The organism is Patescibacteria group bacterium (assembly GCA_041674405.1).
GTDB lineage: Bacteria > Patescibacteriota > UBA1384 > XYA2-FULL-43-10 > XYA2-FULL-43-10 > JBAYVT01.
The window spans coordinates 17810-35901 of the sequence record JBAYVT010000001.1 but is presented as its reverse complement, the minus strand read 5'-3'; the positions used below and the strand labels follow the sequence as shown (position 1 = coordinate 35901).

The 18092-nt window shown below is 39.6% G+C and carries 18 protein-coding genes and 1 tRNA gene; 9 read left to right on the top strand and 10 right to left on the bottom strand.

What is annotated here, in order from left to right; translation table 11 throughout:
* Positions 1-58: 58 nt before the first annotated feature.
* The 7 genes from WC080_00200 to gpmI are packed head-to-tail and all read right to left on the bottom strand — an operon-like array spanning position 59 to position 7478.
* Positions 59-898 (bottom strand): 2-oxoacid:acceptor oxidoreductase family protein, encoded by an 840-nt coding sequence (locus WC080_00200; protein ID MFA7243710.1) that lies wholly within the window; start codon positions 896-898, stop codon positions 59-61.
* On the bottom strand, positions 870-1595 hold the full coding sequence (locus tag WC080_00195; GenBank protein MFA7243709.1) for a thiamine pyrophosphate-dependent enzyme: 726 nt from the start codon (positions 1593-1595) through the stop codon (positions 870-872). The genes WC080_00200 and WC080_00195 overlap by 29 nt, the downstream gene beginning before the upstream one ends.
* Positions 1592-2632 (bottom strand): ferredoxin oxidoreductase, encoded by a 1041-nt coding sequence (locus tag WC080_00190; GenBank protein ID MFA7243708.1) that lies wholly within the window; start codon positions 2630-2632, stop codon positions 1592-1594. Before WC080_00190 ends, WC080_00195 begins: the two co-directional genes overlap by 4 nt.
* Positions 2633-2651: 19 nt before the next feature.
* On the bottom strand, positions 2652-3731 hold the full coding sequence (locus WC080_00185) for a hypothetical protein (GenBank protein ID MFA7243707.1): 1080 nt from the start codon (positions 3729-3731) through the stop codon (positions 2652-2654).
* Positions 3732-3745: 14 nt separating this feature from the next.
* Complete coding sequence (locus tag WC080_00180) at positions 3746-4303, bottom strand: PduL/EutD family phosphate acyltransferase (protein ID MFA7243706.1); 558 nt, start codon at positions 4301-4303, stop codon at positions 3746-3748.
* A 7-nt stretch (positions 4304-4310) separates the two neighbouring features.
* Positions 4311-5876: a hypothetical protein gene (locus WC080_00175; protein MFA7243705.1), complete on the bottom strand. Its 1566-nt coding sequence runs from the start codon at positions 5874-5876 to the stop codon at positions 4311-4313.
* Positions 5877-7478: a 2,3-bisphosphoglycerate-independent phosphoglycerate mutase gene (gene gpmI, locus WC080_00170; protein ID MFA7243704.1), complete on the bottom strand. Its 1602-nt coding sequence runs from the start codon at positions 7476-7478 to the stop codon at positions 5877-5879. It abuts the gene before it with no gap.
* Positions 7479-7567: 89 nt separating this feature from the next.
* Between gpmI and WC080_00165 the strand changes: the two genes are divergently transcribed.
* Positions 7568-7652: transfer RNA gene (locus tag WC080_00165), tRNA-Leu, on the top strand.
* A 19-nt stretch (positions 7653-7671) separates the two neighbouring features.
* Positions 7672-8439, top strand: a complete 768-nt coding sequence (locus tag WC080_00160; GenBank protein MFA7243703.1) for a sortase — start codon at positions 7672-7674, stop codon at positions 8437-8439.
* 1 nt (position 8440) lies between these two features.
* Here WC080_00160 and WC080_00155 read toward each other — a convergent pair whose 3' ends face one another.
* A complete protein-coding gene (locus WC080_00155; GenBank protein MFA7243702.1) occupies positions 8441-9157 on the bottom strand; it encodes a hypothetical protein in 717 nt (238 codons plus the stop codon).
* A 142-nt stretch (positions 9158-9299) separates the two neighbouring features.
* Between WC080_00155 and murA the strand changes: the two genes are divergently transcribed.
* From murA to WC080_00125, 6 genes are all read left to right on the top strand, one after another.
* Positions 9300-10559, top strand: coding sequence for a UDP-N-acetylglucosamine 1-carboxyvinyltransferase (gene murA / locus WC080_00150; protein ID MFA7243701.1), 1260 nt, complete (start codon positions 9300-9302; stop codon positions 10557-10559).
* Positions 10559-11569 carry a rod shape-determining protein gene (locus tag WC080_00145; GenBank protein MFA7243700.1) on the top strand — a complete coding sequence of 337 codons (1011 nt, stop codon included), beginning with the start codon at positions 10559-10561 and terminating at the stop codon, positions 11567-11569. The genes murA and WC080_00145 overlap by 1 nt, the downstream gene beginning before the upstream one ends.
* A gap of 109 nt (positions 11570-11678) precedes the next feature.
* Positions 11679-12770 carry a glycosyltransferase family 1 protein gene (locus WC080_00140; GenBank protein MFA7243699.1) on the top strand — a complete coding sequence of 364 codons (1092 nt, stop codon included), beginning with the start codon at positions 11679-11681 and terminating at the stop codon, positions 12768-12770.
* Positions 12760-13911: a glycosyltransferase gene (locus WC080_00135; protein ID MFA7243698.1), complete on the top strand. Its 1152-nt coding sequence runs from the start codon at positions 12760-12762 to the stop codon at positions 13909-13911. Before WC080_00140 ends, WC080_00135 begins: the two co-directional genes overlap by 11 nt.
* Positions 13908-14747: a WecB/TagA/CpsF family glycosyltransferase gene (locus WC080_00130; protein ID MFA7243697.1), complete on the top strand. Its 840-nt coding sequence runs from the start codon at positions 13908-13910 to the stop codon at positions 14745-14747. Before WC080_00135 ends, WC080_00130 begins: the two co-directional genes overlap by 4 nt.
* A 77-nt stretch (positions 14748-14824) precedes the next feature.
* Positions 14825-15187, top strand: coding sequence for a hypothetical protein (locus WC080_00125; GenBank protein ID MFA7243696.1), 363 nt, complete (start codon positions 14825-14827; stop codon positions 15185-15187).
* Positions 15188-15350: 163 nt separating this feature from the next.
* On the opposite strand, the gene WC080_00120 is transcribed toward WC080_00125, so the two are convergent.
* On the bottom strand, positions 15351-15776 hold the full coding sequence (locus WC080_00120; protein MFA7243695.1) for a hypothetical protein: 426 nt from the start codon (positions 15774-15776) through the stop codon (positions 15351-15353).
* Between the two features lie 172 nt (positions 15777-15948).
* On the opposite strand from WC080_00120, the gene WC080_00115 reads away from it, so the two are divergent.
* Positions 15949-16203: a hypothetical protein gene (locus tag WC080_00115; protein ID MFA7243694.1), complete on the top strand. Its 255-nt coding sequence runs from the start codon at positions 15949-15951 to the stop codon at positions 16201-16203.
* A 120-nt stretch (positions 16204-16323) separates the two neighbouring features.
* Here the strand turns inward: WC080_00115 and WC080_00110 are convergent, their stop codons facing one another.
* Positions 16324-18048, bottom strand: coding sequence for a DUF2207 domain-containing protein (locus WC080_00110; GenBank protein MFA7243693.1), 1725 nt, complete (start codon positions 18046-18048; stop codon positions 16324-16326).
* Positions 18049-18092: the final 44 nt, after the last annotated feature.

Here is an 18092-nt window from a genome sequence, read left to right as displayed (position 1 = left end):
ATCGGGTCCACCAAAATAAAAAACCGCCCTTGATTCAGGCAGATTTTTTATTTTAAATTTATTTTTTATCAACTTTAATCGCCCCGTCGGGACAGTAGCGTCGACAATTGCCACAAGCGATACATTTTTCAAGGTTAATATCTGGAACCGGAGTGGAGAACACACCCAAATCTTCACCAAAAGATAATGCCTTAACTGGACATTTTTCTATGCAGATTCCACAACCCTTGCATCTTTCGGGCGAGATCGTGGCGATCTTTTCGGCATTTCTAAAAATATTATCTGTCTTTTTGGTCTCATAGATTGGCTTGGAAAAATTCTTGTGTTCAAAGACAATTTCATAACCGAAAGAAAACGCATCGTGATTCATTTCTGCAATTTCCTTGGTTTTAAATTTATCTTTCAAAATGCTATGTATGGAATCCCACGATATCTTTGGGTCAAAACCAAGCTCTTTGCACAAAGCACCATACATTAATACGTTATATGATTTCGGTGAAAATTTTTCTAAAGCATATCTGGTAGCCGGAACGCCAAGCCGTTTAACCCAAGGCTTTTTTAAATTTTTTGTGTCCATGTTTGAGGTATCGAAAATCAGCTTCGTATTCGGATTGATAACCCCTGCTACACGATCCATTGCTCGTTCTCCCATGACAAGCGCCACATCAGCAAATTCGAAACGGGGATAACGTATTTGGCCGTGAGACAGCGTAATATAAGCCACAGATGGCGTACCGCGCTGTTCGACACCAAAAGAGGGAATGTATGAAACATTGTATTTAGCAGAAATTGCAGCATTAAACAATGCCTTAGCAATTGTTTGAACCCCTTGGCCACCTTCACCTGCGAGGATAATTTTTATCGAATTATTATTCATTCGGTTTGATTTCTTCGACATGGTAGTATTTTTCCATATCCAAAAGTCGATTAAACGATTCCTTTGCATTGGTTTTCCAGTTTGTCGGACAGATGGAAAGAACCTCAACAAAAGAAAATAATTTGTTTTTAATTTGATTTTCAATCGCTTTTTTAAGTGTCAACTTAATAATTTCCGGCTGGGAAACAGAAACACGGGCGACAAATGCTTTATCATTCGCGATACAGCGGACTAGTTCGGGACCATGAAAGCCGGGACCAAATGATACAGGTTTACCCTTTGGCGTGGTCGCTGTTACTATTCCAGTTTCAGTAGTTGGCGCAACTTGGCCGCCGGTCATAGCATAGTTTTCGTTATTAACCAAAATAACAGTAATTGGATCGTTTCGAAAAGCTGCATGCAGTAAGGATTGTAAACCTATCGCATAACCACCGCCATCACCCATGTAAGCAATGGCAACTCGCTTTGGGTTTGCCATTTTGTATCCGACCATTGTCGGGTTTGTTCTGCCGTGATGAGTCTGAATAGTATCAAAATTGAAGAAATTCCAGGAGAGAAGTGAGCATCCTATATCTATGCCCAAAGTAACATTATTGGCAATTTCCATCTCGTCGATTGCGTATCCGAGGTGTTTTAACGTAATGCCATGCCCACAACCAGGACAAAATAAGTGCGGTTTAGTATTGCAATTCCAGCATTTTGGCATAATTTCATTCATTGCATAATCTCCTCGATAATTTCCTCAGGAGTAAATCCACGTGCGGGTTTGCCGTGCTCAATAATATCCAATTTTAGGCCAGCCAATTCGTATTTGATAATTCGGGCAAATTGATTAAGTGCTGATTCAAAAATGTGAATTTTTCTGACTTTTTTAGCTGCTGCAATTAATGAGGCGGAATCGATCGGATTTAGCGTTATTGGCCTCCACAAACCGATTTTTTTGTTACGAGTGAGCATTTTATCGATCGCATCTTTGCAAGCTTCGGCTACAATTCCGTGGGCAATGATTAATTCGTTTATTCCGGAAAGTTTATAAGATTCGGATTCAGCAATTGCATGTTTTGATTTCTTCCAATCCTTAATGTTTTCGTCCAGGACAGAACCGAAGGATTCCTCATCGGAGTAGCAGTTTCGAAGATAAGTGGGAGCAGCTGCATTTTCTTTTAAAATTTTATAAGCTGGCACTGGCTTTAAAAGCTTGGGAAGCTCTATTAACATTTCAGTTTTGCCGAGATATCCATCACCGAGCACAAAAGTTGGAAAGCGAAATTTCCATGCGGTTGAAAATGCTTTTGTTGTCAAAGTGTACATTTCATGTACGCTCGAAGCCGAATAAACCACACGCAAGCCATCGCCGTTTCCGCCAAACGAAGCCAAATTTACTTCCTGCTGTGAAAAATTAACAGTCCCTGTCGACGGGCCGCCGCGCTGCATCATAATCCCAACAAAAGGCAATCGCTCCATTTCTGCCATTGAGATCGGATCCTGTAAGAGAATATGCCCGGGCCCGGCAGATGCAGTAAAAGCCTTTACTCCAGCCAGAAGTGCCCCATTGACACAAAATCCGGCCGCGGTCTCATCCTCAGTTTGCAAATATGATAAAGATGAATTATCAAGAGATTTAGCTGCCCAGTTTTGTAAAATTTCCGTTGCCGGCGTTATTGGGTAGCCAAACATTATTTCAGCACCTCCCGCGATTGCCCCGAGAACAGCTGCTTCATTGCCTGTTACTAATTTTTTGTTTGTTTCCGACATGTACTCTTATTTTATTCGATTAATACTCTTTCTTACAAGCCTCCAGGGCAATAGCAAGTTCTTCGTTGGGTTTTATAACTTCATATTCATGAATTGGTAGGCGATCAAAGTTTTCAACAATCATATTTCTAATCACAGATGATCCCGCGCCAATCATGCCGGTGAAAATAAGCTTATCAACACTCCCGAGCAAAAATGTGTAATACGTTACATACTTTTGGATTCTTCTCACATATAGCTCAAGTGCAAATTTTGCGTTCTTAATGCCTTTCTCGGTTCTAATCATTTTTGGCTTAAATGCCGGATCTTCAATTTTCAAACCAGCAGCATATAAAACATTCAACATGTTGCCATCGGTCCCACTAACGCCCCTAAGTCCGGATTCTTTTTCAATTATTTCACGGGTACGATCCATGCCATATTTTTCGATAAGAAAGAAAATTATTCCCGGATCAATATCACCAGAGCGTGTTTGCATCATTAATCCTTCGTCTGGAGTAAAACCTAGCGAAGTTGCGATTGGTTTTCCTCTTTTAATTGCAGCAATCGAGCACCCCGCCCCAAGATGAATTGTAATGATATTCGATTTGGTTTGTGGGTCAGATTTTTTCATTGCATATTTATGTGATATGCCATGAAATCCAAAACGCCTGATTTTAAGATCTGAAGATATATTTAAAGGTAGGGGATAGGTAGCTTCTTCATCTGGCAACTCAGCAAAGAAATCAGTATCGAAAAACATCAGATGTTTTGCGTGGCCAAATAGTGGCTCGCACGATTTAATTGTCAGAATTGCCGGCGGATTATGAAGTGGTGCAAGCGAAGAAAAACTCTCAAGGATTTTGATATTTTTTTCCGTAGCTTGGACGCCATTTTCTAGCAAACCGCCTCCATGCACAATTCGATATGCAATAACATTTAAATGAACCTTATGATTTTTTATTTCTTTTGCCAAATACTTTGCTGCCACAGCATGATCAGCAAAGTCATCGTCACCGATATTATTGACCGACCCACTCAAAGTTTCACTAAAATTAGAATCGGGGTCAAAAACCTTATATTTTAATGATGATGATCCCGGATTAAAGACAGCAATCATTTATGCTCCAGTTTTTATTTAATAATCTCGGTTTGAAAGCCAGAAACAATTCCGCAAGCATTGGCATCATCCGTGTCAAGATGGACGTGGTTCAAAAAATTATCCTCAATTCGCACAATAATTTTACCCAATGTTGTCTGTCTTTCGCCAGATATTTTCACCGAAACAAAGTCCCCGTCGGATACTCCGGCTTTTTGTGCATTTAGGGGAGATAAGTGAATATGGCGCATGGCAACAATAGCTATATTATCGATAATTTCACCTTTAGATCCTATAATTCTAATTCTAGCTCCGTTTCCATCGCCAGATTCTAAATAGGGAGCATCTATTCCCAAGGATACGCTATCAGTCCTGGATATTTCCAATTGTGATTTTTCCCTAAACGGGCCAAGAACCCGAACCTTAACAATTCTGCTTTTGGGACCAACAACCTCAAGGGTTTCATTTGAGGCAAATTCACCCTTTTGGCTTAAATTATTTCGTATCGACATTTCAGATTTTCCAAATAATTTTTCAAAATCTTCCGCAGTAAGATGAATGTGGCGAGCCGATACTTCGATTGTGGTTTGCATTGTGCCTCTATTCTAAATAATTTATAAGACTTCTCCCGGAAAACTCTGATGGAATTTTAATATCCATGATGTTTAAAATTGTTGGGGCAATATCACAAATTGAATGTTTCAAAGAAATCATGCTTGAAAAATTTACCTGTCTGAATTGAGAGGTTGTGTTTTTTCTCGTTTCCGGTGAAACGACAATGAAAGGAACAGGACTTTTCGAGAACGTATCTAAATTGGCACTTCTTGCCATATTTTCCGCGTTTCCGTGACTTCCCGTAATCACCAGAGTTGTGTTTGTTCTTATCGATGCGTCATAAATTAATTTTAAACAATCATCAAGCGCGGCTACTGCCAAGGCGGTAGATCTCACATCTTTAGTATGAGCAAAATAATCAACATTTGCAAAGCCGGCGACAATAAAACACTCTTTGTTCTTCATCATTTGGTCAATCGTTACTTTGGCAATATAAGACGAAGACAAACCATGGTTCTTTGCAGAGTTTTCAGAAGACGTGACAATCATAATTTTTTCTTCAGGAAAATTATTTGATATCCTGCCATTAAAATAAAAACTTACTTCATCTTCATTTATGCTTTCCCCAACGTGAAATTGACCAATCCCAGACTTACTAATAATCTCCGATAAGTTTGGCGATATTGCCACACTTTTGAATACATGATCACAACTTACACTTTTAGTGTGTAAATAATCAGCAAACGGAATAAGCTTAAGATTAAATTTTCGGCGTGATTTTACGCTTTTTATACCATTAGCCAGAGATATAAAAAGCATTTTGACTGGTTCACCTGTTACTGAACTAAATATAAAGTTATCGAAATCTGATGAAATTCCTACGGCTTTACCATCGTTTACGATAATGGATGGCTCAATTTGGTGGGGTCTGACATTTTTTTCCTCGTTGGACTTTAGGACTTGCGATATCTCAAAATATTGTTTTCCTTCGCCCCAAATGATTGCATTGTAGGCCGAAAGAATTTTTGAATATTCCGTTATGTCATACGCTGAATAATCACTTCCGAATATTGATGCAATGATGCAATTACTGGTCTTTGAGGTAGAATCTTTTATCTTGTCCAGGACTTGGTAAAGTTCCTGGTATGAGTTATCCTTTGAAATTACCAAGTGGATATATACAGAAACCTCCTGATACGATGATGCCATTTTTAGAAGGCCATATATATATTCCAGGGAATATTCACTTTCATCTATTGGACAAACAAAATGAACGTTTGAGTCATGGGAAATTGCATTTAAAAATGTGTTGTTTAAAACCTCATTTTCTAAAAAATTTCCGCTCGTAAATTCATCAGCAATGATTTGAGATTCGCTTTTAACAAATCGACCAGCCGAGATTTGTGTATAACAAATTTGAGAATTAATACTATCATCGTTATTTTTCTGTAAATTGCTATGAGTCGATAGAACTGCATGGCCATATGATTGCCATAAATTATCGAAGTTCCTTGGGCCAGCTAAAAAAATTGCATTTCCAGCGCGATTTAGCGAGAAACCCCAGCCGTCCAGTATTATCAAACAAACTTTTTTCGAAGTAATCTTTTCCAACTAAATCATCTCCCGTTTTATGATTAAACTTTCTTTGGTTTTCATTTCATTTGGAACATCTATATTCAAAAGATCCAAAATACTCGGGGCAATATTTGATAACGAGCCGTTTGAGTTGAGTGAAATTTTATCTTTCAAATTATCACTTACCACAATAAACGGAACAGGATTGGTCGTGTGTTCCGTATCCGGATCACCGGTTTGCGGATTAACCATTTGTTCGGCGTTACCATGGTCAGCGCATATTACCGCGGTTCCGTTTTTACTCTGGATACTAAGTATTATCTGTCCAAGGCACTGGTCGACGAACGAAACAGCGTGCATGGTAGCCTTTAAATTTCCGGTATGGCCCACCATGTCAGGATTGGCAAAATTTACAACATAAAAATCATAAATATTTTTATTCAGCGCAGAGAGTACAGACTTTAAAACCTTATCGGCACTCATTTCAGGCTTAAGGTCGTATGTTCGAACCTTGGGCGAGGGAATTCTTAACCGGTCTTCATTCTTGTTTGCCTCATCAATGCCACCATTAAAAAAATAGGTTACATGAGGAAATTTCTCTGTTTCAGCAATATGTAATTGCTTCAAGCCGTTTTCTGATAAAACTTTGGCAATCGGATTTTCTATTTTAGGAGCTTGTATAATCGTTTTAAATTTTGTCATATCAGAGCTGTTCGCAAAGGAAGAAACAAAAAGGTTTTGGAGCTTTCTATGGTCGGGAAAGCGATCAATCGAATCTTTAACGAAACAATCAATTAGTTGGTTGACCCTGTCATATCTAAAATTAAAAATTATTATTGAATCATTATCCCGGATGGGAACGAAATGAAAATTTTTATTATTAATTATTCTTGGCTCAATAAATTCATCGGTTGTGCCAGCAGCATATGATCTGGAAAAAACTTCGTTAGCGTTTTCTACCGATTCTGCCTCAGATCGGACAAAACAATTATAAGCACGGGCTGTGCGCCCCCAGCGGTTATCGCGGTCCATTGCATAAAAACGGCCCATGATAGATTCGATCCTGCCAATACCAGCGCCTTCAATTATTTTGTTAACCTTGCCAATTAGCTCAATTCCATACATCGGATCAGAATCTCTGCCATCAGAAAAAAGATGAATGTATATCCGATTAAAATTTTTATCTTTAAAATACTTAAGCAATGCATCCAGATGCCGTATGTGGCTATGCGTGCCAACATCAGACAAGAGCCCCATAATGTGAATGTTGCTCTCGTTTTTTTCTGCATGTTCATATGTTTCACGGAGAATATCGTTTTTAAAAAAATCTCCGTTTTCTATCGCTGAATCGATAAGTGAGATATCTTGGTGTACAATTCTTCCAGCCCCGATATTTAAATGTCCAGCTTCAGAGTTGCCAGGCGCGCCGTCCGGAAGGCCAACAGCTAGGCCAGAAGCTTGTAGGGCGGTGGATGGATATTCACGCAAGAGACCATCAAACACCGGAGTAGATGATAATGTTATTGCATTTCCTCCCCAAGACGGGGCGATTCCCCAACCATCTAAAACAATCAACACAAGCGGAGACTTTTTAAAGCCGTTGTTTTTGGAACGTTTAAATAGATTATTTTCAAACATTAAAAAATCCCTCCCGAACCATTATACAATAATTTACAATTGAGTTTAAACCGATTTTTTGCTAGAATTAACGAGTGATAATTAACTGCGCCGCTGTGGTGGAATTGGTAGACACGCACGACTCAAAATCGTGTGGAGAAATCCATCCCGGTTCGAGTCCGGGCTGCGGCACCATCAAATATAAACATCATATATGAAATCATTTACCGAACAGGATCTTGAAAACATTTTTGCGGGGAAAAAAAATAAAAATCCTCGCCGTTCTTTATATGCTTTATATATAATTCTCACGATTTTTTTGGCTGCTGGTGTTTTTCTTTTAATCAATGGTCCAGCGGTACTTACAAAAATTAATTATTGGTATAAAAGCGACATTTCACAAGGAACTTCAGAAAACCCCGGCGTTACAAGTAGTGGCACAACTACCAACGACAATAATGCATCGGGCTCGCGCTCCGGAACAATATCGATTTCAGACAACACAATTTATGTGCAAAGAATTGGAATTAATGCTCCAATCACTTGGGACGTGGTTAACAGCCCTGATACCACATCAAAAGCTCTCGAAAACGGCACAATACATTTGGCAGGAACTGCCGACCCGGGAGAAATTGGAAACATATTTATTACGGGACATAGTTCGAACTATCTTTGGGCTCCGGGAAAATATAAAAGTATTTTTGCAACATTAAATAGGGTTGTTGTCGGTGATAAAATTTTTATCAAATATCAAAGCAGGCTTTTCACTTATACCGTTTCGAAAATTTTCATTACGAAACCTGACGATCTGTCTGTTTTGAATCAGGGAAAAGACTCAATTCTTACACTTGTCACATGCACACCAGTCGGAACTAGCATAAATCGCCTTGTTATTGTTGCATCGCAAACGAATCCCGACCCAGCCCTGAACAACATCAACAAAAACAAAACTGACAGCCAGACTCTGCCTTATGCGAGATAGGTTATCGGATATCGGCTATCTTATAACTTTCACCATCTAGAAAATATAGCTCTCTTCCCTTATTGCCGATTGTAAATCGAGTAGGATTGTTGGTGCTCAGAGTAACGAGCTTTGTGTCGTTATATCCAGATTTATCAATAACGTGAATCTCGTTACCAATTTGATATACGATATGATCGTCGTCAGGATACCACATTGGTGAATTTATTTGAGATGAAAATCGCGTTAGCAGTGATCCATTAACCCAAATTTCGTACCGATTAAATGTAAGGTCGTTTGTGGAATTTTCGGCCAAATAGCTATTTGGAGTATTCAAAAAATTAATTTTTGACTGATCAGTCAGCTCAGAGACTTCTGGATCTTTTAGAAATAGTTTTATCTCTTTAAACGTTACAAGTTTTCCAGGATCAATAAAAACAGATCTGTGCCAATTCTGGTATTTATCTTTTGATATGGTGATATCATAATAACCAGATGTGAAAGTTTTAGAGTACTCGCTCGTGTTATTTTCTTCTATGCCATTAATAACAATATGATCCGGAGTCGGGTCTGTAACCAGCAGTATCATTCCTGTGCGAATAACCTTAAAATTTTTCAAGTTGATCTTATATCCTTGGGCATAAAAAATAAGCCCAGACGCAATTATCACAATTACAAGTATTACGGCCAGTTGCCCTAGAATAATTTTTGGTAACCGCTTAACTCTTTTATTAGTCATGAAAAAAATATAGCACAATAGCTGGAATATGGCTATAAGTTGTAAATTGTGCTGTCATTAATCTCTGCGCCACAAATGATACTCATCTTGAATTTAGTAGCTATTTAGAATAGAATGTAACTGAATTTATCAAGGAAAAAATATGGCAAAATTTGTAATTGAAGGAAGCGCCGATTTATCGGGAATGGTCAAAGTTTCCGGGGCTAAAAATGCCGCCCTCAAAATAATTCCCGCAGCAATCATGGCGGATTCTCCTTCAACTATTCACAATGTTCCTAATATCGCTGATATTCGTACCCTTGAGGACATTATCAGATCGATCGGTGCCAAAATTGATGTCGATGGAAATTCTGTTACCATAGACCCTCGGCCAATAAACAGCACAAACTTGGATAGAAATTTAACCAAGAAACTGAGGGGATCAATAGTAATGGCCGGGCCAATGGTCGGAAAATTTGGCAAAGTTACATTTGCCCAACCCGGCGGATGCCTGATAGGGGCACGGCCTATCGATAGCCATTTAAACGTCATGAAACAATTCGAAATAAGCGTTGAAGAGCATGACGATTCATATTCTTTGACCGGAAAACCAAAGGCGGCCGATATTATATTGCCCGAACTTTCGGTAACAGCAACAGAAAACGCCATTATGACTGCTGTGATGGCCAGTGGAACCACGACCATTTCCGTTGCCAATGCTGAGCCAGAGATAGGCGATTTGATTGATTTTCTAAATTCAATGGGCGCAAAAATCCAGGGAAAAGACACCCACAAACTTACGATTGAAGGTGTGAGTGAACTTCATGGGGTAACGCATCGGGTTATACCAGACCGTATTGAGGCAGGAACTTTTCTCTGCATGGCAGTTGCCACAAATTCTTGTATAGAAATCTACGATGTCATACCGGACCATATGGCAATTGTGCTTAAAAAGCTTGCTGACATGGGTGCTAATTTCAGCATCAAAAACAAAGATGGGAAATATAATATTATCACCCAAAAACGCGGTGAACTAGAATCCATCGATATTGACCCGCGGACATATCCAGGCTTTCCAACAGATTTACAATCAGTTTATGCCGCTCTCTCCACCCAGTCAGACGGGCCAACCAGGATATTTGAAACTCTTTTCGAAAGCAGATTTGCATACATTAGCGAGCTTAAAAAAATGGGCGCAAACATTGCTGTTGAAAGCCCGCACATCGTCTATGTTTATGGGCCAGAGCCACTTGTGGGGTGCGAAATCGAAAGCAATGACATTCGTGGCGGAGCAGCGCTTGTAGCAGCTGCCTTGATCGCTAATGGAACCACCACCATAAACAACATTGAACTAATTGACCGTGGATATGAAAAAATCGACGAGAAACTTCATTCGCTTGGGACTAATATTGTAAGGAAATAATGTCGAAAAAAGTCGCAATCGATCTGGGGACCACGAACGTTCTCGTCTATTTGCCCAAAAAAGGCGTTGTAATAAACGAGCCTTCTGTTGTTGCTTTGCAAGCATCAGACAATAAAATTATGGCGATAGGGCAGAACGCAAAAGAAATGTTGGGGCGGACACCAGAGAGTATTATTGCAGCATATCCATTGAAGGATGGTGTGATTGCAAATTACAAAGTTACCGAATCAATGCTAAAAAATTTTCTAGATAGAATTCTCGGTAGGATTCGATTTTCAAAGCCAGAGGTCATGATTACTGTCCCGGCAGGGGTCACTTCTACTGAAAAGCGTGCCGTTGTTGATGCTTGTATTTCTGCAGGAGCAAAACACGCTTATATTATCAAGCAACCTATCGCCGCCGCGCTTGGCGCAGGAATTCCGATAGCCACCGCCTCAGGCAATATGATTATAGACATTGGCGGTGGGACATCAGAAGTTGCGGTAATCGCACTTGGAGATATCGTAGCCTCATCCTCTGCGAGAGTTGGTGGAATGAAAATTGATTCCGCTATTGCGAATTACATTCGTAAAAAATTCAATCTGATTATCGGCGACCAGACAGCAGAAGAAATAAAAAAGAAAATTGGCTCCGCTATGCCGGTAAAGAGGGAACAAAAAACGGAAATTTCGGGATCAAATGCCGTAACGGGTTTACCGGAAAGCATAATGATTTCTTCGGAAGATATGGTTAAGGCTGTGAAGTCTCCTCTTTTGGAAATAATAAATGCTGTAAAAGAGGTTCTTCAGAAAACCCCCCCCGAACTAGCCTCGGATGTTATGGATAAAGGAATTATACTGACAGGCGGCGGTGCAAAGCTGCGCGATTTAGACACACTCATGACGCGGGTTACGGGCGTTCCATGCGAAACAGCCGAGGATCCGGAGTTATGTTGTGTAAAAGGCGCCGGAATCGCCCTGGACAATCTGGAATCGTACAAAAAATCCATTTTATGGGCAAAAGAACAATAACATCACAGAATTTTTTCACAGATTTACACAGAAATGCATCATAGTTGTCAGTTTGTTCTGTGCCTTTCTGTGTGATCATTCTGTGAGGTAATTTCATCTGAGGAGTGCAATGCTGATCGGAATTGATGCATCACAAGCAGCGAAAGAGAAAAAAACAGGAGTTGAAAACTTCGCTTTTGAGCTTATCTATCATTTACTTATTTTGGACAAAAAGAATAATTACATTTTATATAGTGATGCCCCGATTCAATTTCCGCAAAAATTTAAAAATGCCAAGTTTATAATTTCTTCTCAAGCACGTTTTTGGCATAATTTAAAATTGCCGCGGCTGATACAAGCTACCAACCCAGACGTTTTTATTTCTCCAGGATACATGTTACCACTTGTAAATGGAGTGAAAATGATTCCCGTCATTCACGACTTCGGATCAAAATTTTTTCCTAAAGCATATTCTCAAAAAGATCGTTTTTTACAAAAATTATCTCTTGGCAGGGCAGCAGCAAAAGCCAATGCAATTATATTTATCAGCCAACAGACTATGAATGATTTTAAGCATTTCTACCCAAAATATAATCAAATTATGGGGGTCATCCACCTCGGATACGATAAAAATCAATTTAAACAAAGTTCTAATTATAGGCCAACCAAACAAAGCTATATTTTGTCCGTAGGCAGGCTGGAGGAACGCAAAAATACTAGAAATCTTGTTGCCGCCTATGGAATTTTGAGAAAAGATCACCCGGAAATTACGCACAAATTGGTAATTGCAGGAAAAAGAGGATTTCGTTTTGGGGAAATTGACCGCGAAATTCGTGCACTAGGCAATCTTTCAAAAGATGTTATCATTCCTGGTTTTATTCAAGAGAAAGATTTGCCCGGATTATATATAAACGCTGATGTATTTGTTTATCCTTCTTTATATGAAGGTTTTGGTATTCCCATACTTGAATCATTTGCGGCACAAACGCCAATTGCATGTTCAAATGCATCTTCGATTCCTGAAGCAGCAGGTGATGCAGCAGTCTTTTTCAACCCGCATAAACAAAACGAAATTGCTGATGCTATTTACAAGCTGATCAGTGATAAAAAACTTGGGCAAAAGTTGGTCCAAAAGGGTTCCGAGAGATTAAAAGAATTTAGCTGGGAAAGAACCGCACAAGAAACATTAAAAATAATTAATCTAACATACAATGGCAAATAAAAACGACATCAAAATTGCAATCGTGCATGATTATTTAATCAAAATCGGTGGTGCTGAGAGAGTCCTCCTCGAAATGCACAAAGTTTTTCCAAATGCACCGATTTATACGCTACTTTATGATGAAAAGGGAACCAAGCGAATATTTTCCGGTAAGGGCTTCAAAATAATTACATCCCGGCTTCAAAAACTACCAAAATTTATCCGGAACAGACAAAAACTTCTTCTTACAAAATTTCCTCAAGCAATCGAAGATTTTGATTTATCGGATTATGACATTGTAATTTCAAGTTCAAATTCATTTGCTCATGGCGTTATTACTCGGCCAAACACCTTGCACATATCCTATTGTTATTCTCCAATGCGGTATGTGTGGGACTGGCACCATGAGTATCTTGCCGAAAATAGTATAGGCTTTGGTTTGGTCGGGATTATAATCAGAAACATGCTTAGTAAAATTCGAGTTTGGGATAAAAGCGCTGCAGAAAGGGTAGATAGCTGGATTGCGATTTCTAAGACTGTGGAATTAAGAATCCGGAAGTACTATCGCGCCAGCGCAAATGTCGTCTACTCTCCGGCAAACATTAAAAATATACAGCCCACCGGCAAGAAGCCTGAAAATTTTTATCTGATAGTATCAAGGCTTTCGCCATATAAAAAGATCGATTTGGCAATTGAGGCTTTCAACAAAAACGGCAAAAAATTATTTATCGTTGGCGAAGGTTCTGATTTCGACAGGCTAAAATCAACGGCAAAAAATAACATTTCTCTTCTTGGTTGGCAAAGCGACCAGACAATTGCACAACTCTATGCCAGGGCCAAAGCTTTTGTTTTTCCGGGTGAAGAAGACTTTGGGCTTACCCCTGTTGAATCAATGGCTGCCGGGAGGCCCGTCGTAGCGTATAGAAGAGGCGGGGTAACCGAATCTGTGATTGATGGTAAAACAGGGGTATTTTTCGATGAACCAACAGCAGATTCGTTGAATGATGCCATAAATAGGCTTGAATTGATTTATGAAAAAATTTCACCGGACGCATGCCAGGAACAAGCTAAAAATTTTTCTACAGAGAAATTTGCTTCTGATTTTGAGAAAACAATTTTTGCAGAATATGAAAAACATCAAAAAATGATGGAAAAAATATGAAAATTAATTTATTTGGCATTAAACTTGATCCCTTGAGCCAAGACGAGGCTAGGGAAAAATTTGTATCTCTTGTCGAAAATTCCAAACAAACAAGCATTATTGCAACTGTGAATTTGGAATTTGTATGGAATGCGCTTCATGATCCGGATTTTAAGCAAGTTCTAAATACAAAAACTAAAATTAATTCAGTTGATGGAGCGGGTATTATATTAAACTACGGATTGGTAAATGCATGGCGGCCAAAAACCCCTGTCATAAAACAAATTTACGTATTTTTTCAGTGGTTTTTGGCGTACTTATTTTTTCCAATCAGTATCGCTATTTATAGAAATTTTATCCCGGGTACAATTGCAGGATCAGATTTTATCTGGGACATTGCCAAAATATCAGCGCAAAACAATTACCGAATATTCCTTCTAGGATATTCTAAGGGGCTTGATCCAAATGTCGTTGAGAAAGCCTCTCTTAAGCTGCAAACAGATATCAATGATCTGAAGGTTGCTGGAGTGTATTCAAGCACAGATTCCATCGCTGACGAGAAAAAAATAATTGAAGTGGTCAAAAAGTCTTCTGCTGATATACTTTTAGTCGGATTTGTCTCTCCAAGGCAAGAAAAATGGCTTGCAAAAAATTTAGCTAAAACCGGATGCAAAGTTGGTGTTGGCGTGGGCGGTACGTTTGATTTTATCGCCGGTGTTCAAAAAAGGGCACCGCGCTGGATGAGTAAAATTGGCATCGAGTGGCTTTATCGCTTAATTCGTAGCCCAAAACGCATAAAACGCCAAATGGCCCTGCCAAAAATCGCTCTCAAAGTTCTAGTGGAGAGGATAAAATAATCACCTGTACTATTAATTGATATTTTGTTATATACTACTTTTGTCGTACTAGCCTGAAATGAGGGAGGTGTTGAGGTATGATCCCAGAGAGACCGCTCTCTGTGAAGATCAACATGGCCATTGACGAGTTCATTAAGGAGTCGCCATGGTGTAATCGGTCGCTCGTCAGCAAGATTCGGGCACAACTCCAGGCTTCGCGTTTCGTCATGCCGGAGCGGCTCTGCGATATATCAGAGCTCTCCGACCTCATCACCACTTTGTACGAGATTCTTGACCTCGATGGTGACGGGGAATTTCGACGAGTTCTTGACCTGGAGCTTTCCCTGGAAGATGGCAATAGCTTCTTCTACGAAACCAGCAAAGATGTGGGTCCCCAGACACCTGGAGATATGCTCTTCCAGGCCCTGGTCGAGAACCTCGAGCTCGACCAGGAGAGCTGAATATGCGTCTTGCCCCGACAGGCACTGGCGCATCCGAAATCATTTTTTTATATATTTCTATAATCTCCTTGCAAGAGATCATAATTTTAGTTTACAAAATAATATCTTAAAACCAACAGACGAGCGCCCGAAAGCACTCGCCTGATTCTCCCCCCACACACGTCTAGGCTACCGCCGCACTGACGGCAGCAAACGACTCCTCGAAGAGATCCGCTACGCTGGACAAAAATGCCTGACCGACATTTCTGCGCGCATGGAACTCAATGCCGACCTCAACTTCCTTACCGTCGAAGTTGAAATGGGCATGTTTGACATTCGCTTCGCGGCTGAGATTCCTGCAGGTGTCATTTAGCATCGCGAGAACTGTAATGACGCTAGCATTGTCTGCATGACCGCGTTCCCTTGTTTTCCCTTCACCGTCGTAGTACCGCCCTGTAGCACTGACGCCCTCCTGCGTCAGTCCGTCTTCGAGGACGATGCCCAGCCTTACGTACGCCAGTGTATTGCCGGCATTTGCCTTAAGGTGCGCTACACCCAGACCAGAAATCCGGCAATGCGGACGGCCACGAAACAAGTACGTCTCAGCCATCGAAGCAAAACCCCCTCCGTGTAGATAACAATCACTGATCAGTTCTAACACATTTCTGTATAGTAGTCAACTCTGCAATAAAATATAATTGATATATTCACTTGCACAGTGATTTGTTTGACAACAATGCTATAATATTTATGTATTCTTAGTCTCTAACCTAAGGAGTCATATGGCGAATGATGAAAAGGAGATCGGAGAAGTAACGCACTATTTTGACCACATCGGGGTGGCGGTGATAAAGTTTTCGGTAAGCTGTAAAGATGGCGATGAAGTTCATTTTATGGGCCATGGTGCCGACTTTACCCAAAAAGTGGAATCGATGCAGAAAGACCACGAGGATGTAGCTGAGGTAAAAAAAGGCGACGAAGTTGGAATGAAGGTTAGCAAAAAGGTCAAAGAAGGAACCAAATTATTTGCCGCATAATCAACGCTAAATATACAAAAAATGCCCAAGGGGCATTTTTTGTATATGATTGAATGAACAATTTCCGATTATGTTTAGAAATTAGTAATTAGAAATTAGGATTTAGGCGAAGTATTTGGCCTACCAACCTCCGCCTCCGCCGCCTCCGCCTCCGCCACCAGAAAAACCGCCGCCGCCCGAGCCGGAGCTCGAAGGTGAAGAATTAATAGTTGATGCCATATTTGATGACATGTTCGAAATAGTCTGGTTGAAAGTATCGGGATCAAAATGGCTGATAGATCCTGCATACCAAATCGGCATGTAGCTGGTAATATATTTCTCTCCATAAATCGCCTTCATTTTCTCAATCCAGAGCGTAGTTATGCCAAACATGATGGCGTAGGGTAAAAATTTTTCGAAGATATTTTCTTTCTCATTAAACTTCGCTCGATATTTTTCGGCTGTCTCCATATACATTCGAAGCCCTTTTACACGAAGATTGAATTTTGCCCCCTCGATTGTTCGCCTTCGCATCAAGAATGAAAAAATAAATAATATTATTCCTGATAATATTCCAGAGATTATTACCATCCATCCCAAATATCCAAAACCAATACCCAAACCAGTAAGTACTGCCGCGATACTGATAAAAGCGCCCTGCATTGCGCGGCTACTCTTCCATAGATATTTTTTTGCGACCAAATTATCTTGAACCCTTGAAGTAAGGCCGGGAATATTTACATAAAATTTATTTTTCATGTCCGAAAGAAGTTTTGTATCTTCGCTATTAAATATGTCGGATAGAAGTTCGGCTTCATCGTCCGTGAGTGCATCTTTCGGTTTTTCGAGCTTAATCATTTTATAATCCACATGGCCAAATATTCCTTTTTTGGGAATCTCTTCTATCTTTAGAGCACCTTTTACCGCTAAATTAATAATCGTAGCTGAGATGAATTGGCTTTTTAATTGGCCATCTGCTTCAACCATCCCGAGTGACATTGGCGACATTTTTTCCGGTATTTCAAATTCCGGAACTACTGTTGGATTAATCTTCGGGTCCTTGCCAAATTTCGACCAAAATAATATGCATAACATTAGCACCAAAAGAGGAATTAGCAGATATAAATACACACCGTAAAGGTCAAGAAACGTTGGCTTGTAGGGCACAATGATGTTTTTCGGAAATGTTGCTGACAGAGTAATTCCTTCCTTTTCGACCAGTATCCTATCATTTGGACTTTCGACCATTAAATTCTGATTATCGATCCATGACATCGAAGCAGTGTTATTTGTGCTCATGCCATATTTGCCACTATATAAATTGGTCGTAGTATTGCCCTTATTCGCACCATCAGGAAATTTAATATAAGCGGTAAATTTATCAGTCTGTAGATCCCAAAAATTACCGTTGAGATTCCAATAGAATTCGTCAAAATCGGAATTTCCACTTCTGATCCCATTCAATACTTTATATTTAATCTCGTATTCGTTAATTCCAGATACCGTTGTGTTAGGATCACCAATTTTCCAAGTAATGGTGTGATCTCGGTAATCATTAGTGGTTTGATATTTGTATGGTTGTCCTTGAAAATTAGTAATGCTAATAAGCTCGATATGCAGATTGTTTGTCTTATTTAATTCAGGCGAATAAACAGTAGGCAACATTCTAAATATTCCATGTTTCCCCACGCAATCTCCGCAATCAGCAGTGATTTTTTCATCAATACTTAAAGATGAATCCTTGTTGATAGTAATATTGCTATCAAAATTCTTGATATACCAATAGTCAACATTGTCCCGAGCCAACGCCTTGATCGGAAAAATAACGATTAGTGCAAACACAAAACTCAATAAATACTTTTTCATATTTTAATTATAGATAAATTAATAAATAATAATAGTCTGCTTCG